This window comes from Mesorhizobium temperatum (assembly GCF_002284575.1).
Classification (GTDB): Bacteria; Pseudomonadota; Alphaproteobacteria; order Rhizobiales; family Rhizobiaceae; genus Mesorhizobium; species Mesorhizobium temperatum.
Window position 1 is genome coordinate 193,625 of sequence record NZ_NPKJ01000053.1, and the last position, 19,970, is coordinate 213,594.

Annotated in this window: 22 protein-coding genes and 1 riboswitch; of the genes, 11 read left to right on the forward strand and 11 right to left on the reverse strand. The window is 63.4% G+C overall.

The window, feature by feature from the left end; translation table 11 throughout:
• Positions 1-36 precede the first annotated feature (36 nt).
• The 3 genes from CIT26_RS18770 to CIT26_RS18780 form a co-directional block, all read right to left on the reverse strand.
• Positions 37-273: a DUF680 domain-containing protein gene (locus CIT26_RS18770; protein ID WP_095493947.1), complete on the reverse strand. Its 237-nt coding sequence runs from the start codon at positions 271-273 to the stop codon at positions 37-39.
• 88 nt (positions 274-361) lie between these two features.
• Positions 362-586, reverse strand: a complete 225-nt coding sequence (locus CIT26_RS18775) for a DUF680 domain-containing protein (RefSeq protein ID WP_095493948.1) — start codon at positions 584-586, stop codon at positions 362-364.
• A 127-nt stretch (positions 587-713) separates the two neighbouring features.
• On the reverse strand, positions 714-920 hold the full coding sequence (locus CIT26_RS18780) for a DUF680 domain-containing protein (protein WP_095493949.1): 207 nt from the start codon (positions 918-920) through the stop codon (positions 714-716).
• Positions 921-1,442: 522 nt separating this feature from the next.
• Positions 1,443-1,645: riboswitch (cobalamin riboswitch) on the forward strand.
• 115 nt (positions 1,646-1,760) lie between these two features.
• Here CIT26_RS18780 and CIT26_RS18785 point away from each other — a divergent pair.
• Complete coding sequence (locus tag CIT26_RS18785; RefSeq protein ID WP_095493950.1) at positions 1,761-3,008, forward strand: aromatic ring-hydroxylating oxygenase subunit alpha; 1,248 nt, start codon at positions 1,761-1,763, stop codon at positions 3,006-3,008.
• A gap of 23 nt (positions 3,009-3,031) precedes the next feature.
• Positions 3,032-4,147: an FAD-binding oxidoreductase gene (locus CIT26_RS18790; RefSeq protein WP_095494143.1), complete on the forward strand. Its 1,116-nt coding sequence runs from the start codon at positions 3,032-3,034 to the stop codon at positions 4,145-4,147.
• Positions 4,148-4,159: 12 nt separating this feature from the next.
• On the opposite strand, the gene CIT26_RS18795 is transcribed toward CIT26_RS18790, so the two are convergent.
• The 6 genes from CIT26_RS18795 to CIT26_RS18820 form a co-directional block, all read right to left on the reverse strand.
• Positions 4,160-4,906 (reverse strand): FAD-binding oxidoreductase, encoded by a 747-nt coding sequence (locus tag CIT26_RS18795; protein WP_095493951.1) that lies wholly within the window; start codon positions 4,904-4,906, stop codon positions 4,160-4,162.
• Positions 4,903-5,514 carry a molybdopterin-dependent oxidoreductase gene (locus tag CIT26_RS18800; protein WP_095493952.1) on the reverse strand — a complete coding sequence of 204 codons (612 nt, stop codon included), beginning with the start codon at positions 5,512-5,514 and terminating at the stop codon, positions 4,903-4,905. The genes CIT26_RS18795 and CIT26_RS18800 overlap by 4 nt, the downstream gene beginning before the upstream one ends.
• A 109-nt stretch (positions 5,515-5,623) precedes the next feature.
• Positions 5,624-5,965 carry a PDZ domain-containing protein gene (locus CIT26_RS18805; protein ID WP_342587021.1) on the reverse strand — a complete coding sequence of 114 codons (342 nt, stop codon included), beginning with the start codon at positions 5,963-5,965 and terminating at the stop codon, positions 5,624-5,626.
• Positions 5,966-6,315: 350 nt separating this feature from the next.
• Positions 6,316-7,041, reverse strand: coding sequence for an MBL fold metallo-hydrolase (locus tag CIT26_RS18810; RefSeq protein WP_095493954.1), 726 nt, complete (start codon positions 7,039-7,041; stop codon positions 6,316-6,318).
• 16 nt (positions 7,042-7,057) lie between these two features.
• Complete coding sequence (locus tag CIT26_RS18815) at positions 7,058-8,224, reverse strand: diphosphate--fructose-6-phosphate 1-phosphotransferase (protein WP_095493955.1); 1,167 nt, start codon at positions 8,222-8,224, stop codon at positions 7,058-7,060.
• 120 nt (positions 8,225-8,344) lie between these two features.
• The gene (locus CIT26_RS18820) at positions 8,345-9,118 is read right to left on the reverse strand and encodes a L,D-transpeptidase (protein WP_095493956.1); all 774 of its coding nucleotides are present in this window, start codon (positions 9,116-9,118) and stop codon (positions 8,345-8,347) included.
• A 206-nt stretch (positions 9,119-9,324) separates the two neighbouring features.
• On the opposite strand from CIT26_RS18820, the gene CIT26_RS18825 reads away from it, so the two are divergent.
• The 3 genes from CIT26_RS18825 (at position 9,325) to xylB (ending at position 12,816) form a co-directional block, all read left to right on the forward strand.
• On the forward strand, positions 9,325-9,948 hold the full coding sequence (locus CIT26_RS18825) for a LysE family translocator (protein ID WP_095493957.1): 624 nt from the start codon (positions 9,325-9,327) through the stop codon (positions 9,946-9,948).
• A gap of 9 nt (positions 9,949-9,957) precedes the next feature.
• Positions 9,958-11,280: a tetratricopeptide repeat protein gene (locus CIT26_RS18830; protein ID WP_095493958.1), complete on the forward strand. Its 1,323-nt coding sequence runs from the start codon at positions 9,958-9,960 to the stop codon at positions 11,278-11,280.
• An 81-nt stretch (positions 11,281-11,361) separates the two neighbouring features.
• Positions 11,362-12,816 (forward strand): xylulokinase, encoded by a 1,455-nt coding sequence (xylB, locus tag CIT26_RS18835; RefSeq protein ID WP_095493959.1) that lies wholly within the window; start codon positions 11,362-11,364, stop codon positions 12,814-12,816.
• 35 nt (positions 12,817-12,851) lie between these two features.
• On the opposite strand, the gene CIT26_RS18840 is transcribed toward xylB, so the two are convergent.
• Positions 12,852-13,214, reverse strand: coding sequence for a nuclear transport factor 2 family protein (locus tag CIT26_RS18840; protein ID WP_095493960.1), 363 nt, complete (start codon positions 13,212-13,214; stop codon positions 12,852-12,854).
• A gap of 113 nt (positions 13,215-13,327) precedes the next feature.
• Between CIT26_RS18840 and xylA the strand changes: the two genes are divergently transcribed.
• Together xylA and CIT26_RS18850 are read left to right on the forward strand one after the other, a co-directional pair.
• The gene (gene xylA, locus CIT26_RS18845) at positions 13,328-14,653 is read left to right on the forward strand and encodes a xylose isomerase (RefSeq protein WP_095493961.1); all 1,326 of its coding nucleotides are present in this window, start codon (positions 13,328-13,330) and stop codon (positions 14,651-14,653) included.
• A 184-nt stretch (positions 14,654-14,837) separates the two neighbouring features.
• The gene (locus CIT26_RS18850; protein ID WP_095493962.1) at positions 14,838-15,047 is read left to right on the forward strand and encodes a hypothetical protein; all 210 of its coding nucleotides are present in this window, start codon (positions 14,838-14,840) and stop codon (positions 15,045-15,047) included.
• A gap of 6 nt (positions 15,048-15,053) precedes the next feature.
• Here the strand turns inward: CIT26_RS18850 and CIT26_RS18855 are convergent, their stop codons facing one another.
• Entirely contained in the window at positions 15,054-16,034 is a 981-nt protein-coding gene (locus CIT26_RS18855; RefSeq protein ID WP_095493963.1) for a GlxA family transcriptional regulator, read from the reverse strand.
• A 126-nt stretch (positions 16,035-16,160) separates the two neighbouring features.
• Here CIT26_RS18855 and bcoG point away from each other — a divergent pair, with 126 nt between their 5' ends.
• Genes bcoG through CIT26_RS18875 form a run of 4 tightly spaced genes read left to right on the forward strand, consistent with a single transcriptional unit; the run spans position 16,161 to position 19,968 of the window.
• Positions 16,161-17,072, forward strand: coding sequence for a 3-dehydrocarnitine:acetyl-CoA trimethylamine transferase BcoG (bcoG, locus tag CIT26_RS18860; RefSeq protein WP_095493964.1), 912 nt, complete (start codon positions 16,161-16,163; stop codon positions 17,070-17,072).
• Positions 17,073-17,100: 28 nt separating this feature from the next.
• On the forward strand, positions 17,101-17,730 hold the full coding sequence (locus CIT26_RS18865; protein ID WP_095493965.1) for an HD domain-containing protein: 630 nt from the start codon (positions 17,101-17,103) through the stop codon (positions 17,728-17,730).
• Entirely contained in the window at positions 17,727-18,800 is a 1,074-nt protein-coding gene (locus CIT26_RS18870) for a 3-hydroxyacyl-CoA dehydrogenase NAD-binding domain-containing protein (RefSeq protein WP_095493966.1), read from the forward strand. The genes CIT26_RS18865 and CIT26_RS18870 overlap by 4 nt, the downstream gene beginning before the upstream one ends.
• Positions 18,801-18,804: 4 nt before the next feature.
• On the forward strand, positions 18,805-19,968 hold the full coding sequence (locus CIT26_RS18875) for an acyl-CoA dehydrogenase family protein (RefSeq protein ID WP_095493967.1): 1,164 nt from the start codon (positions 18,805-18,807) through the stop codon (positions 19,966-19,968).
• The last annotated feature ends 2 nt before the right edge of the window (positions 19,969-19,970 follow it).

A 19,970-nucleotide genomic window follows, 5' to 3' on the forward strand; every position in this document is an offset into this window, starting at 1 on the left:
CGGGCAAAGCCCGCCGCTCTTGTGCATTCGTCGCTGTTAGCGGCCGAACAAGTTCCGGTCGCTGCCCTGCGGGGCGGACTTCTGTACGTCGCCCGAGGAATTGAGCAGCTTGTAGACCGGCGAGCCGGTATTGCGTACCGAAGACGTCTGCGTGTTGTCGACGTTGACGGTCGCCTGCTTGTTGATGTCGGTTCCGCCAACGGTGTCGTTGCCGGCATAGGCGCTGCCGGCAGCAATCAAAAGTGCGGCAGCGGTAAGAACGATCTTCTTCATTTCAGTACTCCTGGATTTTCGCATTCCACCAGCGCGGCCGGCCTGGTCTTGATAAAAGACAATGCCGCGGCCGCTGCTGGGATCGACATTAGTTGTTGCCGAAAAGATTACGGTCGCTGCCGTTGACGGGCTTCTCGTCAGCCGGAACCGGATTCTGCGCCGAAGCCGAATTCTGAATCGAAGCCGTGTACGAGCTGTTGTCGACCGCAGCGGCCGGCTGGTTGGCGCCGTTCGATCCAAAATTGTCGCTGCCGGCAAAAGCGCTGCCGGAGATGGCCAGAATGGCGGCGGTGGCAAGAATGATCTTCTTCATTTCTAGTACTCCTGAATTTTTCAGATCCCGAGCGGCGGACCTGGCCGCCGCTCTGTCTTCTCGTTTGACCATGATCTTTCCCGAAAACCGGTTTCCACTTTTCGGGATCATGGTCTGGGATCAGCTGTTAATTGTTGCCGAAAAGATTGCGGTCGGCGCCCTGGTCGACGGGCTTTTCAGCGTGAGCCGGCTTCTGAATGGAAGCCGTGTACGAGCTGTCGACCGCTGCGGCCGGCTGGTTGGCGCCGTTGGACCCATAATGGTCGCTGCCAGCGGCAAAGGCGCTGCCGGTGATGGTCAGAACGGCGACGGCAGTAAGAGCAATCTTTTTCATTTTTAGTACTCCAGTATCTTAGTTTTCCGTCCGTCTAGCGGCGTGTCTTGGGAGGAATTCGCGTCGTTCGGACAGCCCCGATGTGGGAAGGCCATCCGGCAGATTCCAATCACGAAGTTGTTCCGTGTGGACCAAGAATCTACATCTTGAAATTGTACCAGAGGCTTCTACCGGCATCGTTTTACGTTTTGTTTTCAGATGCTTATGCCAAAGGCGCCATTCGACTATTTGACGGATTGCCGGACCTGCGTTCACAGCGTCATGCACGCATTGTCAACAGAAACGAACCGTTCGGTTCGATTTTAGAAGCGGCTTAAAAAGCCGGTGCTGAGTTGTTGTCGAATCGTTAACCATTTCGGCGCCCTGCAATGGTCAAATCCGGCATGCTTTCAGAACCGGCAGCGCTCGCAGCCGGGTGCAATTTCATCCCCCTTCAAATCCCGGCCCACAGGTTTCGCTGGCCGTGTCGCGCCGCATGGATACGATGTCGCTTTCATGCCGACAGTCAGCCGGCCGTCATGATTAGATCACGCCATCTCAGGTGCCGCTTGGTGACGACGAAGCGGAGAATTGGGAAGCCGGTCAGAACCCGGCGCTGCCCCCGCAACGGTGGTGGAGTTCAAGTCGCAACGGGAGACCACTGGGCCACAAGCCTGGGAAGGTGTCGCGATGAGTCCGCAAGGACACTCCAGAGCCCGGAAACCAGCCCGAGATTTCTAGACTCGACTGATCGCGGTGGGCGGTCAAGAGGTGGATAGTGCATGCCCGGCCCTGTCGCCGGCCTGCAAGCGATCCTTCCTCCATCACCACCAGGTCAGTCCTTAGCTATGGGGACAGGACATGGATGCGCGCAACGACATGCTGAGGCTCTTGCACCGCCGCAGGGAAGGCTACTCGCTGGAGCAGCCCTTCTATACCGATCCCGATTTCTTCAAGCTCGACATGGAGCTGATCTGGTATCGCGACTGGCTGTTCATCGGCCACGATTGCGAGTTGCCGAAGCCGGGCAGCTACATCACCGCCCAGATCGGCGACTATCCGGTCGTGCTGGTTCGCGACCAGCAAGGCAAGATCAATGCGTTCCACAATTCCTGCCGGCATCGCGGCAGCCGCGTCTGCAACGCCGACAAAGGCACGGCGGCGAAGCTCGTCTGCCCCTACCACCAGTGGACCTATGAGCTGGACGGCCGGCTTTTGTTCGCAAGGCAAATGGCGGATGGCTTCGACAAAAGCCAGTTCGGTCTGAAGCCGGTGGCTTGCGAAAGCCTCAGTGGCTACATCTTCATCTGCCTGGCCAAGGAGCCGGCGGATTTCGCGCCGATGCGCGCCATGATCGAGCCTTACCTCCTGCCGCACCGGCTGCGCGAGGCAAAGGTCGCCTTCGAATCGACCATCGTCGAGAAGGGCAACTGGAAGCTCGTCTGGGAAAACAACCGCGAGTGCTACCATTGCGCCGGCAACCATCCCGAGCTGTGCAAGACATTCCCTGAAGCGCCGACCGTGACCGGCGTGCAGGGCGCCGACAGCGATCCGGAGATGCTCGCGCACTGGGCGAAATGCGAGGCGGCGGGCCTGCCGAGCAAGTTCCGCATCGATCCGGCCGGGCAGTATCGCGCCACCCGCGCGCCGCTGCTGCGCGACGCCGTCAGCTATACGATGACGGGAAGACGCGCGCTGAAGAAGAACCTTTCCGACAGCGTTTCGACCGACCGTATCGGGTCGCTGCTGCTCTACCACTATCCGACGACCTGGAACCACATCCTCGGCGATCATGCCGTCACCTTCCGCGTGCTGCCGATCAGCGCCACGGAAACGGCCGTCACCACCAAATGGCTTGTCCACAAGGACGCGGTCGAAGGCGTCGATTACGATCTCGCCGAACTCACCCATGTCTGGACCGAGACCAACGACCAGGACCGCCGCATCGTCGAGGAAAACGCCTTCGGCATCCTGTCGCCGGCCTATGAGCCCGGCCCTTATTCGGAATTGCATGAGGGCGGCGTCATTCAGTTCGTCGAATGGTACGCCTCCTTCATCGGGCCGCGCCTTGCCGAGGACGGCCGGCCGGCATTGCGCAGCGTCGCCTGAGCGAGGTCAAGGGGATGAATGCGATGACGGACCTCGGCCTCTACCGCCATCTCGACGAGATGGCGCCCTGGAACGACAGGCTTCAGGTGCTGGAAGTGATCGGCGTCAGCGACGAGGCGCCTGACGTGAAGACCTTCACCTTCCGCTCTGACAACCAGACCTGGTTCCGCTACAGACCGGGGCAGTTCGTGACGCTGGAACTGCCGACGACCGACGGCCCGCTCATGCGGACCTATACGCTGTCGTCCTCGCCATCGCGGCCGTTCTCGATCGCGGTGACGGTGAAAGCGCAGGCCGGCAGCCTCGGCACGCGCTGGATGTTCGACACTCTGAAGCCCGGTGTTCACGTGAAGGCCTATGGGCCGACGGGCGACTTTTCGCTGCACAGCCATCCCGCGGCCAAGTATCTGTTCATTTCGGCCGGCTCCGGCGTGACGCCGATGATGTCGATGCTGCGCTGGCTGAATGACTGCGCGCCATGGACCGATGTCGGCTTCGTCAACTGCGCGCGAAAGCCCGAGGAGATCATCTTCCGCAAGGAGCTCGAGCTGCTCGGCAGCCGCATGCCGGGCCTGACGCTCGGCTTCATGATCGAGGAGCGGTCCAGCCGCGAGGGCTGGTTCGGCCATATGGGCCGGATCGACGCGATACGGCTGCCACTGCTGGCGCCCGATTTTCGCGAGCGCGAAATTTTCTGCTGCGGCCCCGACCCGTTCATGCGCGCCGTGCGGCAGATGCTGGAAGCCGCCGGCTTCGACATGGCCAACTATCATCAGGAAAGCTTTGCGGCCCCAGGGGTGGAGGAAACACCGGCCCCGTTCGGTTCGCCGGCAGAGGGTGGGCCGGCAGAGGGCGGGGTCGAGATACCTACTGAGGCCGCAACGCCGATCCGCTTTTCGCTTTCGGATGTCGATGCCGACTGCGTTGCCGGCCAGACCGTGCTGCAGACGGCGCGCGCTTCAGGCGTACGAATTCCCGCAGCCTGCGAGTTCGGCCTGTGCGGAACCTGCAAGGTGAAAAAGGTCTCGGGCACAGTCGAGATGAGCCACAATGGCGGCATCCTCGATCACGAGATCGACGACGGCTTCATCCTTGCTTGCTGTTCGAAGCCGCTGACGGCGATCGAGATCGACGCCTAACCGGCGGGGGGCTTAAACCCCGTAGCGCTCGGTGCGGATGAGGCTTCCCGGAACGCCGGCATCGATCAGCGCCTGAGCGGCGGCCGACACGAAGGCATTCGAGCCGCAGACAAAGGCGAACCTTGGCGGCGCGGGCAGCCGCACCATCGATTGCTCCATCATCGCGGCATCGACCCGCCGCGAATAGTCCGCCGGGCGCCGGGCCGGCTCGCGAGTCAGCGCCAACACCAGATCGAAGCCGTCCCGGCGATCGTGGAAGTCGATCAGCTCGTCGCGAAAGATCACCTCGTCCCAGACCCGTGCGGAAAATACCAGTGCCACGGGCACCGCCGATCTGCGCGCGGCGCGATGGCGGATCATCGCCATCAGCGGAACCACGCCCGACCCACCGCCGACCAGCAGAAGCGGGCCGCCGTCGCTGTCGGACCAGACGAAGTGGCCGCCGAGCGGTCCGCGCAACTCGAACTCGTCGCCGACCGCGGCGATATCGTGGAAGAAGGGTGAGACCTCGCCGTCATCGAGCCTTTCGATCGCCAGTTCGATCGTCTCGCCGGCTTCCGGCGCCGAGGCGATGGAGTAGGAGCGGCGCGCCTGATAGCCGTCCGGCGCCGTCAGCCTGACATCGACATGCTGCCCGGCACGATAGGCGAACGGCCGCGACGGCTGGAGGAAAAAACTGGTGACGCGCGGCGTGCGCTTTTCGATGCGGCTGATGGTGACCGTCTGCCAGGGCGACTGCGCCGCCGGCCCGTCGCTCATGGATCGCCCGTATAGCGCTGCTCACGCCACGGGTCGCCATAGATGTGATAGCCGCGCAGTTCCCAGAAGCCCGGCTCGTCGCGCTCGGTGAACTGCAGCCCGTTCAGCCATTTGGCCGACTTCCAGAAATAGAGATGCGGAACCAGCAGCCGCGCCGGGCCGCCATGGTCCGGCGTGATCGGCTTGCCTTCGTAAAGCAGTGCCACCATCGCCTTGCCGGCGGTGAGATCCTTTGTCGGCACGTTGGTGGCGTAGCCGTCGAAGGACAGCGCCAGCGTGAAGGGGCTCGGTGGCTCGATGCCGGCATCCGCCAGAAAATCGTCGACCAGCACGCCCTGCCACGCCGTGTCGAACTTGGTCCATGCGGTGACGCAATGGATGTCGCGGGTCATCTTGGTCAAAGGCAGCGCGTTGAACTCTGTCCAGCTCCATTTCTTGATCGGCCGCGGTCCGTGCTTGAGCGTGAAAGACCAGTCCTCGGTGCGCACGCGCGGCGTCGGCCCGGCCGACAGCACCGGGAACCCTTGCTCGAGATACTGCCCCGGCGGGATACGCGCATCCGTATCCGTCGGGGGCTTTCGTCCTGAAGAGAAGCCGCGGGTGACCATCGGGAAATCCGTTTATATCAGGCCGTCTGTCAGCCTTCACCAGTCTTCTCGAAGATGCTCTGGCGGGCAACCAGAATTTTGGCTGCAACCTCGCGGCAATGCGCCCGCTTCAGCCATTGGCGAAGGGCACGGCGACGAACATCTGCGCGTCGCCGCGTTCGACAAGCAGGAGCACGGACTTCTTGCCGGATTTCCCGGCCTGCGCAATCGCCTGGTCCGCCTGCCTGGCGTTGCGCACCGGCGCCTGATTGACGGCGACGATGATGTCGCCGGGCTGGATACCGGAAGCCGAGGCCGTCCTGTCAGGATTGACGCTCTCGACCAGCGCGCCGCGCTGGTCGGGCGTCAGATTCATCGCTTGTCGGACATCAGGAGTGACGTCCATCAGGCCGAGGCCGATCGCAGGAGCACGAAGGCCCTGCTGTGCGGATGGTGTGTCTGAGTCGCCCACCGATGCCGTCTGCACATCGTCTCCATTGCCTCGCCTGGCAGGCAGCCGACCGGATCGACAGCCCCCGCATCTAGGGCGGCGATCGAGGTTTCCAGATGATATTACGAAGATTTAATTTAACGGGTGGGTGTCGCCCGCTCGCCAGATGCATGGCTGGATCCGAGCCCTTGATGAAGGGAATAGCGCCGACCCTGAAACAAAAAACCCGCCTTGCGGCGGGTTGTTGGCGCGATCTGCACCATGTGAAAATCTATACCATAGTTGCCGGCACAAAGCAAGAACAAAATTGCTGACAGGGATCACGAGCTCGCATTTCTTCCCGCCTCTGTCCTGCCGGCCATCGAAGCCTCTTATGCGCCGATCCCGTCTGTCCGCCTGAGATAGCCGCTGGCGATTTCGCGCATCCGTTTGGCGTCGAAGCTTGGGCCATGGCCGCCATGGCCGATGCGGATCGGCAGATCGAGCAGCCGCTGCATGGTGCGGCGATAGGCTGATCGGTCGGAGTCCGGCAGGTCGTCGATCAGCATCGCGTCATAGATGGCGTCGCCGGCGAAGAACAGGCCGTCGGTCTCATCGAACAGCGCGATCGAATCGGGCGAATGGCCGGGCAGATGCAGCACGCGGAATTGCCGGTCGCCGAGATCGATCAGATCGCCCTCGTCAAGCGTCCGCGTCAGCGGCGCCGGCGGAATCTTGTAGTCGGCTGCTTTCCAGCCCGGCGCCGGCAGCTTCGAGACGGCGCCGTCGAGATCGTGGAACATGTGGGCGTAGGTGACCGCCTCATCCATGCTGTCGAAATACGCGGTGCTGTAGCTCGGCCCTGCCCGCAACGGGAATTCGTGCAGTGAGCCGACATGGTCGAGATGGATGTGGGTGGCGACGACGAGCAGCTGCTTGCCATCAGGCGTGTCGATCTCCGGCGCCAGCGGGCGGATGCCCATGCCGGTGTCGACAAGCAGGTCGACGTCGCGGCCGCGCAGATGCCAGATGTTGGCGCGTACGAAATCATGCACGAACGGCTCGGTCAGTACCGTTGTCTGGGCGTCGATGATGGTCTTGCTGAACCAGTCATCCATCAGGCAAAGGCCGGCATCAGACGAACGGTTTTCCAACCTTATATTTTTCGGGGACCAGCCGCTTCAGATAGGCCATTCCCGCATCGGAGAGCTGGTTGATATCAGGCAGCATGAAATCGTCTGGCATGTGGCGCGTCTTGCCGGCGACGTTTTTCAGCGGCACCTTGTTCAGCACGGTTTTCTTGCCGTCAAATTGCAGCGCCACCGAGCCGCCGCCCTGCTCGGCGACAGCGACCGCAAAGACGCCGGCATCAAAGGCTTCCTGTGCATCCACGGCGTTGATGGCGCCGACATAGCCGCGCGGCATGTAGCCGAGCGCATCGACCCGCGCCCGCTTGCCCGGCAATCCTTCGGCCAGCGCGCGCTCGAGGGCGGCCGGCAGGTCGCTGCCTGACAGCTTGACGTTGCCATGCGCATCGCGCTCCAGTTTCTCCGGCGGCACAAGGCTTTCGACCAGCGCCTTGCCGTCGGCGGTGCTGACGCCTTCGGACACGGCGACGATGCAGCGCTTGTGGCGGTCGAGCGTGGCGCGAACATCGTCGATGAAGGCCGCGGCCGAGAAAGGACGCTCCGGCACATAGACGAGATGCGGGCCGCTGTCGGGATCAAGCTGCCATGCGGCGGCGGCGGCGGTGAGGAAACCGGCATGCCGCCCCATGACGATGCCGACATAGATGCCGGGCAGAGCACGGAAGTCGAGGTCGACCGAGAGAAAGGCGCCGGCGACGAACTCGGCTGCCGAAATGAAGCCGGGCGTGTGGTCGTTCTCCTCGAGATCGTTGTCGATGGTTTTCGGCGCATGGACGAAAGCCATCTTGCCGCCAGCGGCGTCGGTCAGGATCTGCTGCGTGCCCGACGTGTCGTTGCCGCCGATATAGATGAAGGCGTCGGCGCCGGCCTTCTTCAGGCCGTTGAGGATGATCTCGCAATAGGCGTCATCCGGCTTGTCGCGGGTCGAGCCAAGCGCGGCGCTCGGCGTTGCCGCAATCAGCCGCAGCCGATCCTCCGGAATGGCTGAGAGATCGACATAGTTGCCGTCACGAATGCCGCGCACACCATGGATCGAGCCCAGGACCTTGGCGCCGGGATGCCGCTTGCGGATTTCGAGCGCGGCACCCACCATCGTTTGGTTGATGACGGCGGTCGGACCGCCGCCTTGCGCGATCACAAAAGTTCCGGACATGCTTCACGTCTCCCGAGCAGTGGCTTTGCAGGCACATTCGCCTGTCTTGCGAGATCACGCAACGGGAGAGTCGAGCGGCCGCGCCGGCCACGCTATCAGGTCAGACGACAACCGGGAGAGTCAGACGACGACGACCGGGTTCTTCCTCGAGACGCGGCTGTAGAGGTCTATGATGTCCTGGTTGATCAGGCGAACGCAGCCCGACGACATCGCCTGGCCGATGCTCCACCATTCGGGCGAGCCGTGGATGCGGTAGCCGGTGTCCTGGCCGTTCTGGTAGATGTACAGCGCGCGCGCGCCGAGCGGGTTGTCGAGGCCGCCGGGCTGCCCGGCCTGCCATTTCACCAGTTCCGGCTTGCGGGCGATCATCTCGGCCGGCGGCCTCCAGGTCGGCCATTCCTTGCCGTACTGGATGTTGGCGCGGCCGGACCAGCGGAAGCCTTCCTTGCCGATGCCGACGCCGTAACGGATCGCGTCACCGCCGGGCTGCACCAGATAGAGCAGCCGCTCCTGCGAATGGACGACGATGGTGCCGGGCTGCTCGCCGGTCGGGTCGACGACGATCTGGCGGCGGAACTCCGGCTTGACCTTGAGGTAGGGCACTTCCGGCAGCGTGAAGCCGCCGTCGGTGACGGAGGCATACATCACACCAGGGCTGGTGATGTTCTTGTCGACGCTGATGCTCGGGCGGATGGGGGTGATCGCGCCGGTTGTGACGCCGTCGAGTTGCAGCGCCGACAGGTCGAGCGTCTGGCTGCAGCCTGCGACGCCGAGTAGCGCCAGCGCACCGGCGCCGGACAACACCGTGCGGCGGGAAAGCTGGTTTTCGGAAATTTCGATGTCGATGGCGTCGCCGTCGTACGGCGGCGTCAGACCTTGCGGCAACTCACGCATCTACCCAAACCCTACGCTGTCGGCGGGAAACACGGTCCGGCCGGATAGGATGCATTTTCACCAATCATGGTTGAAAAAGCGTGAAGACATCTTGCCCTACCTTAACTTCCTGGCCGAGCCGTCGCGCCGCACATTTTCGATGCAGCCCCTTTACATCTTTGCGAGCCCAAGGATTTATCCTCTTCTTTGAGCTCAAGGAGACGAACATGTCCTTCGAAAACTGGGCCGCCTTTGCCGCCGCCTCGACGATCCTTCTTGTCATTCCCGGTCCGACCATCCTTCTGGTCGTGTCCTATGCGCTCGGCCAGGGCTGGCGCACCGCGCTGCCGATGGCGGTCGGCGTGGCGTTTGGCGATTTTACGGCGATGACGCTGTCGATGCTGGGCATCGGCGCACTGCTGGCGGCGTCGGCCACCGTGTTCACCGTGCTGAAGGTGATCGGCGCCGGCTATCTGATCTATCTCGGCATAATGCTGTTTCGCGCCGGTGGCACGCTCAAGGCCGAGCCGCGCCTGGACGCGGTGTCCTCGGCCAAGATGATGGCGCATGCCTGGCTGGTCACCGCGCTCAACCCGAAAAGCATCACCTTCTTCGTCGCCTTCCTGCCGCAGTTCCTCGACCGGCACGCCGATTTCTGGACGCAGATGCTGATCTTCGAAACGACCTTCCTGGCGCTCGCCTTCGCCAATGCCTTCGGCTACGCGCTGATCGCGGCAAGGGCGCGCAACGTCGTGCGGAATCCCCGGGCGATCCGCATCTTCAACCGCACCGGCGGCGCGCTGCTGGTCGGCGCCGGCATCGCCACGGTAGCGATGCGCTCGGGCAATTGAGGACATGACATGGCAGTCAGGGATGCATTCGGCCTGACATTTTCGGGTGCGACCGAGGCCGCGTTCTCGTCCTACAGCCAGGCTGTGCGCGAGCTGCAATGCTTCATCGGCGATCCGGCCGGCTCGGTCGACCGCGCCATCGCCGACGACCCCGGCTTCGTCATGGCGCATGTGTTCAAGGGCTATCTCTTCGGCCTCGCCACCGAGCGCGAGGCGACAGCCGTGGCCAGGACATGCCACGAGGCGGCGCTGCCGCTTGCGGCGACGACGCGCGAACAGGCGCATGTCGCAGCGCTCGGTCATCTTGCCGCAGGACGCTGGCATGAAGCCGCCCGTCTGCTCGAGGATATCGCCATCGAGTTTCCGCTCGATGCGCTGGCGCTGCAGACCGGGCACCAGATCGATTTCTTCACCGGCAATGCCCGCATGCTGCGCGACCGCATCGGCCGCGCGCTGCCGTCCTGGCAGAGCGGCATGCCGGGCTACCACGCCATACTCGGCATGCAGGCGTTCGGGCTGGAGGAAATGGGCGACTATGCGCGCGCCGAAAAGCTTGGCCGGATGGCAGTCGACATCGAGCCGCGCGACGGCTGGGCGCAGCACGCCGTCGCCCATGTCATGGAAATGCAGAGCCGGCAAAGGGACGGCATCGCTTGGATGCGCGCCAACCCCGAAGCGTGGACGAACGAAAGTTTTCTGCAGGTGCACAATTGGTGGCATCTGGCGCTGTTCCACTATGATCTCGGCGAGAGCGACGAGGTGCTGGCGCTCTATGACGGGCCGATCTATGGCGAACGTTCGATGCTGGTGCTCAACATGGTCGACGCGTCGGCGATCCTGTGGCGGCTGCATCTCGGCGGCGTCAATGTCGGCGCCCGCTGGACGGCACTTGCCGCCAATTGGGCCAAGGCCAGCCCCGGCAACTATGCCTTCAACGATGCCCACGCGATGATGGCCTTCGTCGGCGCCGGCCTCGAAGCGCCGGCTCGCACCTTGCTCGAAGCGCAGCGCGAGGCCATGCGCGGCAGCGACGACAACGCCGCCTTCACGCGAGACGTCGGCCATCCGCTGACGCTCGCCATCAAGGCATTCGGCGACGGCAATTATGCCGAGACGGTGCGTCTGATACGCCCCATCCGGGCGATCGCCCACCGCTTCGGTGGCAGTCACGCGCAACGCGACGTCATCGACCTGACGCTGATCGAAGCGGCGTTGCGTTCCGGCGATCATGCGCTGGCGAGGGCGCTAGCCGCGGAACGCGCGCTGGCGCGGCCAGACAGCCCGCTGTCGGCGCTGTTCTCGCGGCGCGCGACCGATTTGTCGGAGAATTGACCAGAGGCGTATCTTGTCTTAAAAACTGCCAAGTCAGATTTTTTCGAGATCCGAAAAAATTAATGGCATTGGGAGGACATCATGTATCTCGGCCTCGATCTCGGCACGTCGGGCGTCAAGGCGCTTTTGATCGATGCCGGGCAGACGATCATCGGCTCCGGCCACGCGTCGCTCGACGTGTCGCGGCCGCATCCCGGCTGGTCCGAGCAGAACCCCGCCGAGTGGATCCGCGCTTGCGAGGAAGCGATCGCGGAACTCAAGGCTTCCCATCCAGGACAGCTCGCCGCCGTCAAAGGCATAGGCCTGTCCGGCCAGATGCATGGCGCCACCTTGCTCGATGCCGGCGACCAGGTGCTGCGCCCCTGCATCCTGTGGAACGACACGCGCAGCCATGCCGAGGCGGCCAAGCTCGACGCCGATCCGCGCTTTCGCAAGCTGACCGGCAACATCGTCTTCCCCGGTTTCACCGCGCCAAAACTGGTCTGGGTGAAAAACAACGAGCCTGATATTTTCGGCAGAGTGGCAAAGGTATTGCTGCCGAAGGATTTCCTGCGGCTCTGGCTTTCCGGCGAGCATATTTCTGAGATGTCGGACTCGGCAGGCACGTCCTGGCTCGATGTCGGCAAGCGAGACTGGTCAACCGACCTGCTTTCCGCCACGTCGCTCGATGAAGGGCAGATGCCGTCGCTGGTCGAAGGCACTGAGAAGGCCGGCGCCTTGCGCAGCGAATTGGCCTCGAAATGGGGCATGCAGGCGGGCATCCCGATCGCCGGCGGCGCGGGCGACAATGCGGCGTCGGCCTGCGGCATGGGCACGGTCGCCGCCGGCCAGGCCTTCGTCTCGCTTGGCACGTCAGGCGTGCTGTTTGCCGCCAATGCGTCTTATCTGCCAAACCCGGAAAGCGCGGTGCACACGTTCTGCCACGCGCTGCCCGACACCTGGCACCAGATGGGCGTCATCCTGTCGGCAACCGATTCGCTCAACTGGCTGTCGGAGATATCAGGGAAAGGCGCCGGCGAGCTGACCGCCGAGCTCGGCGATACGCTGAAGGCGCCGACCGGCGTGTCCTTCCTGCCTTATCTCTCCGGCGAGCGCACGCCCCACAATGATTCGGCCATTCGCGGCTCGTTTACCGGGCTTGCGCATGAATCGAGCCGCGCCGTGTTGACCCAGGCCGTGCTGGAGGGCGTGGCTTTCTCCTTCCGCGACAGTCTCGAAGCCCTGGCCAAGGCCGGCACGACGCTGACGCGGGTGACGGCGATCGGCGGCGGCTCGCGCTCGCGCTACTGGCTGAAGGCAATCGCCACCGCGCTCGGCCTGCCCGTCGACATCCCGGCCGACGGCGATTTCGGCGCTGCCTTCGGTGCGGCCCGGCTCGGCATGATCGCGGCGACGGGCGCCGATCCGCTCAGAGTGTGCACGACGCCGGCCACCGATGCCACCATCGAACCGGTCGCCGCGCTAAGCAACGCCTATGCGGATGCTTATCAGCGCTATCGCTTGCTTTACCCAGCCATCAAGGCCGCCACCGCGTGAGTGGTTTCCCACCCCCGCCGAGGCCTGAGATGATCTCACTGTGCCGGAACCTTGTCGAGAAAGCCGGTGACGCTTTTCAGGCGGCCATTCTCGATGACACCGACGTCGGTGCCTTCGATGACGGAATCCCTGCCTTCCGGTCCGAGATTCCACGAGAAGCGGATCGTGTCGCCAAACCCGTCCGGCTTGCCCTTCAGCGAAAACCGGAAGCCGGCAAAACGCTGCTGGACGCCATCGATCAGTGCGGCGACGCCATCATGGCCGTCGCCCTGCATGATCGGGTCGCGATAGCTGACGTCTTCGGTGAACGCCGCCTTGAGCAAGGCAGTCCGGCGCGCGGCGTCGCCCTCGTTCCAGGCGGCGATGTAGTTTTCGGCGATCGTGTTGAGGTCGGTCATGGTCTGTCTCCGTTGTTGAGTGGCTTTGACATGACCGTTTTCATCCAGCGCCGGCGCGAAACCAATTACGTCTGAGGTAATCAGGACAGAACCATGCGAGAGGACAGACAATCATGACCAGCGGCTTTTTCGGCGACATCCAAAAGATCAAATATAAGGGGCCGGATTCGACCAATCCACTGGCCTACCGCTTCTACAATCCCGATGAAATTGTCGCCGGCAAGCGGCTGGAAGACCATCTGCGCTTTGCTGTCGCCTATTGGCATTCGTTCGCCTGGCCGGGCGGCGATCCGTTCGGCGGCCAGACGTTCGATCGGCCGTGGTTTGCCAAGGCCGGCGGGGTCGACACGATGGAACTGGCCAAGCTCAAGGCCGATGTCGCCTTCGAGATGTTTGCGCTGCTTGGCGCCCCCTACTTCTGCTTCCACGATGCCGATGTGCGGCCGGAAGGAAAAGATTTTTCCGAAAGTGCCGCGCGCCTCGACGAGATCGCCGATTACTTTGCGGCGAAGATGAAGCAGACCGGGGTCAAGCTGCTTTGGGGCACGGCCAACCTGTTCTCCAACCGCCGCTTCATGTCGGGCGCCGCCACCAATCCCGACCCGGACGTCTTTGCCTATGCGGCAGCAACGGTAAAACACTGCATCGACGTCACCAAACGGCTGAAGGGCGAGAACTATGTGCTGTGGGGCGGCCGCGAGGGCTATGAGACCCTGCTCAACACCGACCTTGCCCGCGAGCAGGAGCAGGCCGGCCGCTTCCTCAACCTGGTCGTCGACTACAAGCACCGCATCGGCTTCAAGGGCACCATCCTGATCGAGCCGAAGCCGCAGGAGCCGACAAAACACCAGTATGACTATGATGTCGCCACGGTCTACGGCTTCCTGAAGCGCTTCGGGCTGGAGAAGGAGGTCAAGCTCAATATCGAGCAGGGCCATGCGATCCTGGCCGGCCATTCCTTCGAGCATGAATTGGCGCTGGCCAATGCGCTCGGCATTTTCGGCTCGATCGACATGAACCGCAACGACTACCAGTCGGGCTGGGACACCGACCAGTTCCCCAACAATGTGCCGGAGATGGCGCTGGCCTACTACCAGGTCCTGCAGGCCGGCGGCTTCAGAAGCGGCGGCACCAATTTCGATGCCAAGCTCCGCCGACAATCGCTCGATCCGCAGGATCTGCTGATTGGCCATATCGGCGGCATGGATTGCTGTGCACGCGGCCTCAAGGCCGCCGCGCGCATGGTCGAGGACAAGGCGCTGTCCGCCCCACTCGCCGAGCGCTATGCCGGATGGAACTCTGCCGAGGCCAAGGCGATGCTTGCCGGCAAGCGGACGCTGGAGGAGATCACCGAGCGCGTCGTTAAGAAGACGATCGAGCCGCAGCCGAGATCCGGCCGCCAGGAACTGCTCGAGAATATCGTCAACCGGTACGTCTGAGGTGTCGCGTCGGCGGCTCTTGAACGACCCGCCGGCCCGGAACAGCTTTGCGCGAGGGCGGAACCGACGACAAGGTTTTGCCTCGCGCCGCCCCTCAATCGCCTCGCTCTTGCCTTCAAACAGCCGTCACGAATCCCGTATAGTGTGGTTCGTGGCGGGAACAGAAAGAAGGAGGCGAAACGATATGCAGCACGAACGCGAAATCGACGCCCTGCTCTCATCTGGCGAGGCTGGATCGATCATCGACCGGCTAATGGCGCTGCCGCATCCAAAACATGGTGCGCGGAGTGCAAACGAATGGGATCGCGCGGTCGCCAGCCGCTTTGAGACCCATCTTGCGAGACAGATGCGCTCGCAGATCGACGGCAAAAGCGGCCGCCAGGACGCTGCCTAATCCCGACTATCCCCTACGCAGCCTGACCGGCGCTTCGCCGAAAGCTCTTGAAAACGCCCTGGAAAATGCCGCGGCGGACGAGAACCCCGTTCGCCCGGCAATATCGGCCATGGCCACGCGCGTGTCGACCACCAGCCGGCGCGCGGCACCCAGCCGCAGCCTGAGATAATAGGCGCCCGGCGTCTCGCCGATCGACTTGCGAAAGATGCTTTCCAGCGTTCTTGCGGTCACCCCGGCACGCCTCGCCACCGCGGCGATGGTCAAGGGCTGGTCGATATGGGTTTCCATCAGCCGGATGGCTTGCGCCAGCCGCGGATCGTAGCCGTCGAGGCGGCCGAGCGAGACCAGCGGCTGCGCGTCGGTCGCCGCCCGCGCCTGATCGTAGATGAAGACGCTTGCCACATCGAGCGCGACGGCCATGCCGAGCCGCGTACGGATCAGATGCAGCATCAGGTCGAAGGTCGGCGAAGCGCCGCCGGAGGTGAAGACCGGCCCGTCGATGACGTAGCGGTCGGGGCGCACATCGACGCCTGGAAAGGCCGAGGAAAAATCCTCCATGTCCTCCCAATGGGTGGTGGCGCTGCGCCCTTCCAGCAGGCCGGCACGGGCCACCAGCCAAGTGCCGGCCTCGACGCCGCCGCAGGCGCGTGCGGCGCGTGCCGCACGGCGCAGGCCGGAAAGCAGTGCCGACGTGGCATAGTTCTGCGTGCCGAAGCCGGCGACCACGACAAGCATGTCGGTCGTATCCGCCGCGTCGAAGCGGCCGCTGACCGCAACTGGCAGGTCGCATGTGGTGACCGGCGCTTCGCCGGTCACCGAAACCAGCCTGAAATCGAACAGCGTCTCGCCGGCAATACGGTTGGCGGCGCGCAGCGGATCGACGGCCGATGCCACGCACATGATCGACGACCCGGAAAACACCAGCAGCGTCACCTTGAGCGGCGAGCGCTCGGCGCGAAAGATCGACGGCTTTTCGCTTTTCATCATACGGCCTTCGTAAAACGCAAAACAGTTTCCGGCAAGTCAGGCATTGTTGCCGTCTGGTCGATCGGGCCCATGTTTGATTGAGGCCGTGTTGGTCGGGACCGTCTGTGCCGATTGGGAGGAAAATCCATGCCGCTTGCAATGAACCGTGAGGTTTTCATTACCTGTGCCGTGACCGGGTCCGGCAGCTCGCAAGATCGCAGTCCGCATGTGCCGCGTTCGCCCAAGCAGATCGCCGATTCGGCCATCGATGCGGCAAAGGCAGGTGCGGCGATCGTCCACTGCCATGTGCGCGACCCCGAGACCGGCAAGCCGCGCCGCGACGTGCACCTTTATCGCGAAGTAACCGAGCGCATCCGTGCGGCAGACGTCGACGTGGTGCTGAACCTGACTGCCGGCATGGGCGGCGACATGGTGTTCGGTTCGCCGGAAAACCCGCTGCCGCTGAACGAAAAAAGCACCGACATGGGTGGCGCGAGCAACCGCGTGGAACATGTGCGCCAGTGCCTGCCGGAAATCTGCACGCTCGACTGCGGCACGATGAATTTCGCCGAAGCCGACTATGTCATGACCAACACGCCCGGCATGCTGCGCGCCATGGGCGGCATGATGACGGCGCTCGGCATCAAGCCGGAGATCGAGGCCTTCGACACCGGCCATCTGTGGTTTGCCAAGCAATTGGTCGAGGAAAAGGTGCTGGATGCGGATGCTCTCGTGCAATTGTGCATGGGCGTGCCATGGGGGGCGCCGGATGATCTCAACACCTTCATGGCGATGGTCAACAATGTGCCGTCGAGCTGGAACTGGTCGGCGTTTTCCATCGGCCGCAACCAGATGGCCTATGCCGCCGCCGCGGTGCTGGCCGGCGGCAATGTCCGCGTCGGCCTCGAGGACAATCTCTGGCTCGACAAGGGCGTGCTGGCGACCAATGCGCAGCTGGTCGAGCGGGCGGTCAGCATCGTGTCGAATATGGGCGCAAGGGTGATCGGCCCGGATGAGGTGCGCAAGAAGCTCAACCTGACGAAGCGCGCGCCGCTTTGAACAAGGGATCGGCAGGGAGGAGCCGCCGATGAAGACCGTGAAATTCATCGCTATGAAGGACGGCGACCGCGACGATTACGCCTTCCTCACCGAGCACGAGATCGACTATGCGGCGAAGACCGGCGAACGGCTGCTTGACGCGCTTGTCCAGCTCGACGAAGGGCTGTCCGGCTACAAGATCACCCGGCTCGGCCATTCGCTGCAGGCGGCGACGCGCGCCTGGCGCGATGGCGCCGACACGGACTGGATTGCCTGCGCGCTGCTGCACGACATCGGCGACATCTACGCGCCGTACAATCACGATGAATATGCAGCTTCGATCTTAAAACCTTTCGTGCGCGAGCAATGCACCTGGGTGGTGGAAAAGCACGGCGACTTCCAGCGTCTCTATTACGCCCACCATCTCGGCGGCAATCCCCATGCGCGCGACCGTTTCGCCGGCGATCTTTATTTCGACGATTGCGACCAGTTCTGCGAGCGCTGGGACCAGTCGAGCTTCGATCCGGATTACGAGACGTTGCCGATCGACTTCTTCCGGCCCTTCGTGCTCGAAGTGTTCGCGCGCAGGGCCTATGACCCCACCGTGATCCGCGCCGGCGAACGCGTGCCCCTCATCGATTCCAGAGTAGCCAGGACAAGAACCGGAGCCTCCGCATGAGCATCATCACCAAGGCGGCTGCCATCGGCGGCGGCGTCATCGGCGCCGGTTGGGTGGCGCGGCTGCTCTTGAACGGCATCGACGTGTCGATTTTCGATCCCGACCCCGAAGCCGCGCGCAAGGTCGGCGAAGTGATGAAAGGCGCGCGCCGCGCGTACAAGCAGATGCTGCCCGACGGGCTGCCCAAGGAAGGCAAACTGACCCTTGCCAAGACCATCGCCGATGCTGTCGCCGATGCCGATTTCATCCAGGAAAGCGTGCCGGAGCGGCTCGACCTGAAACATCGCGTGCTGGCTGAGATCGACCTGTATGCGCCGGCCAACGCCATTGTCGGCTCCTCGACCTCCGGCATCAAGCCGACCGACATGCAGGTGGCGATGAAGAAGCATCCGGAGCGGCTGGTCGTCGGCCATCCGTTCAACCCGGTCTACCTCTTGCCGCTGGTCGAGATCGTCGGCGGCGAACAGACCTTTCCCGAGGCGATCGAAGTCGCCAAGGAGATGTACGCCTCGATCGGCATGAAGCCGGTGGTGATCCGCAAGGAGATCGAGGCGTTTGTCGGCGACCGCCTGCTGGAGGCGGCGTGGCGCGAGGCGCTGTGGCTGATCAAGGACGGCATCTGCACGGTCGAGGAACTCGACGACATCATGCGCTACGGCTTCGGCCTGCGCTGGGCGCAGATGGGCATGTTCCAGGTCTACCGCGTCGCCGGCGGCGAGGCCGGCATGCGCCATTTTATGGCGCAGTTCGGGCCGTGCCTGAAATGGCCGTGGACCAAGCTGATGGATGTGCCGGAGTTCAACGACGAACTGGTCGACCTGATCGCCACCCAGTCGGACGACCAGGCGCATGGGCTGTCGATCCGCGAGCTCGAAAAGATCCGCGACGACAATCTGGTCGCCATCATGGATGCGTTGTCGAAGCAGAACAAAGGCAAGGGCTGGGGCGCCGGCGCCTTGCACAAGGACTATACCAAGCAGCTCGCCAAGCTTGCGGCGAAGAAGCCCGCCGCCTCCAAGGCGGCCGAAAAGGCCAAGGCTGAAAAGCCGAAGAAAAAGAAGAAAGGCTAATACTATGGATTTTGGCCTCTCCGAGGAACAGAAACTCATCGTCGAGACCACGCGCGCCTTCGTCGAGAACGAGCTCTACCCGCATGAGCGCGAGGTCGAGCGGACCGGCGTGCTGCGCCGCGAGCTGATCGAGGAGATCAAGGCCAAGGCGATCGAAGCCGGGCTCTACGCCGCCAACATGCCTACGGAAGTCGGCGGCGCCGGGCTCGATACGGTGACCTGGCTGCTTTACGAAAAGGAGCTCGGCCGCGCCAATTACGCGCTGCATTGGACTTGCGTGGCGCGGCCCTCCAACATCCTCTTGGCCGGCACGCCAGAGCAGCGCGAAAAGTATCTCTATCCCTGCATTCGCGGCGAGAAATGGGACTGCCTGGCGATGACCGAGCCGGGCGCCGGCTCCGATCTGCGCGGCATGAAGGCGACCGCCGTGCAGGACGGCGACGACTGGGTGCTGAACGGCACCAAGCATTTCATCAGCCATGCCGACCTTGCCGATTTCGCTATTTGTTTCATGGCCTCGGGTGAAGAGGAGACGCCGCGCGGCAAGCGCAAGAAGATCACCGCCTTCTTCGTCGATAAGGGCACCAAGGGTTTTACGGTGCGTGACGGCTACCGCAACGTCTCGCACCGCGGCTACACCAACGCAATCCTTGAGTTCGACGATTGCCGGCTGCCCGGAGCCCAAGTGCTCGGCGAGGTTCACAAGGGCTTCGACGTCGCCAATTCATGGCTTGGCGCAACCCGGCTGCAGGTCGGCGCGACCTGTCTCGGCCGGGCCGAGCGGGCGCTTGGCCATGCCATCGAATACGCCGCGCAGCGCCAGCAGTTCGGCCAGCAGATCGGCAAATTCCAGGGCGTGTCGTTCAAGCTCGCCGACATGGCGACCGAACTGAAGGCCGCCGACCTGATGGTGTTCGAAGCCGGCTGGAAGTACGATCAAGGCACCGTCACCGATCAGGACATGGCCATGGCCAAGCTGAAGGCCACCGAAATGCTCGCCTTCGTCGCCGATGAAGCAATCCAGATCCATGGCGGCATGGGGCTGATGGACGATCTGCCGCTGGAGCGCATCTGGCGCGACGCCCGCGTCGAGCGCATCTGGGAAGGTACTTCGGAAATCCAGCGCCACATCATCTCGCGGGCGCTGCTGCGCCCGTTCGGGGGCTGATC

What these genes read in the sequence shown, in the direction of transcription:
- CIT26_RS18770 (WP_095493947.1), bottom strand. Translation starts at nt 273, where the DNA reads ATGAAGAAGATCGTTCTTACCGCTGCCGCACTTTTGATTGCTGCCGGC.
- CIT26_RS18775 (WP_095493948.1), bottom strand. Translation starts at nt 586, where the DNA reads ATGAAGAAGATCATTCTTGCCACCGCCGCCATTCTGGCCATCTCCGGC.
- CIT26_RS18780 (WP_095493949.1), bottom strand. Translation starts at nt 920, where the DNA reads ATGAAAAAGATTGCTCTTACTGCCGTCGCCGTTCTGACCATCACCGGC.
- CIT26_RS18785 (WP_095493950.1), top strand. Translation starts at nt 1,761, where the DNA reads ATGGATGCGCGCAACGACATGCTGAGGCTCTTGCACCGCCGCAGGGAA.
- CIT26_RS18790 (WP_095494143.1), top strand. Translation starts at nt 3,032, where the DNA reads ATGACGGACCTCGGCCTCTACCGCCATCTCGACGAGATGGCGCCCTGG.
- CIT26_RS18795 (WP_095493951.1), bottom strand. Translation starts at nt 4,906, where the DNA reads ATGAGCGACGGGCCGGCGGCGCAGTCGCCCTGGCAGACGGTCACCATC.
- CIT26_RS18800 (WP_095493952.1), bottom strand. Translation starts at nt 5,514, where the DNA reads ATGGTCACCCGCGGCTTCTCTTCAGGACGAAAGCCCCCGACGGATACG.
- CIT26_RS18810 (WP_095493954.1), bottom strand. Translation starts at nt 7,041, where the DNA reads ATGGATGACTGGTTCAGCAAGACCATCATCGACGCCCAGACAACGGTA.
- CIT26_RS18815 (WP_095493955.1), bottom strand. Translation starts at nt 8,224, where the DNA reads ATGTCCGGAACTTTTGTGATCGCGCAAGGCGGCGGTCCGACCGCCGTC.
- CIT26_RS18820 (WP_095493956.1), bottom strand. Translation starts at nt 9,118, where the DNA reads ATGCGTGAGTTGCCGCAAGGTCTGACGCCGCCGTACGACGGCGACGCC.
- CIT26_RS18825 (WP_095493957.1), top strand. Translation starts at nt 9,325, where the DNA reads ATGTCCTTCGAAAACTGGGCCGCCTTTGCCGCCGCCTCGACGATCCTT.
- CIT26_RS18830 (WP_095493958.1), top strand. Translation starts at nt 9,958, where the DNA reads ATGGCAGTCAGGGATGCATTCGGCCTGACATTTTCGGGTGCGACCGAG.
- xylB (WP_095493959.1), top strand. Translation starts at nt 11,362, where the DNA reads ATGTATCTCGGCCTCGATCTCGGCACGTCGGGCGTCAAGGCGCTTTTG.
- CIT26_RS18840 (WP_095493960.1), bottom strand. Translation starts at nt 13,214, where the DNA reads ATGACCGACCTCAACACGATCGCCGAAAACTACATCGCCGCCTGGAAC.
- xylA (WP_095493961.1), top strand. Translation starts at nt 13,328, where the DNA reads ATGACCAGCGGCTTTTTCGGCGACATCCAAAAGATCAAATATAAGGGG.
- CIT26_RS18850 (WP_095493962.1), top strand. Translation starts at nt 14,838, where the DNA reads ATGCAGCACGAACGCGAAATCGACGCCCTGCTCTCATCTGGCGAGGCT.
- CIT26_RS18855 (WP_095493963.1), bottom strand. Translation starts at nt 16,034, where the DNA reads ATGATGAAAAGCGAAAAGCCGTCGATCTTTCGCGCCGAGCGCTCGCCG.
- bcoG (WP_095493964.1), top strand. Translation starts at nt 16,161, where the DNA reads ATGCCGCTTGCAATGAACCGTGAGGTTTTCATTACCTGTGCCGTGACC.
- CIT26_RS18865 (WP_095493965.1), top strand. Translation starts at nt 17,101, where the DNA reads ATGAAGACCGTGAAATTCATCGCTATGAAGGACGGCGACCGCGACGAT.
- CIT26_RS18870 (WP_095493966.1), top strand. Translation starts at nt 17,727, where the DNA reads ATGAGCATCATCACCAAGGCGGCTGCCATCGGCGGCGGCGTCATCGGC.
- CIT26_RS18875 (WP_095493967.1), top strand. Translation starts at nt 18,805, where the DNA reads ATGGATTTTGGCCTCTCCGAGGAACAGAAACTCATCGTCGAGACCACG.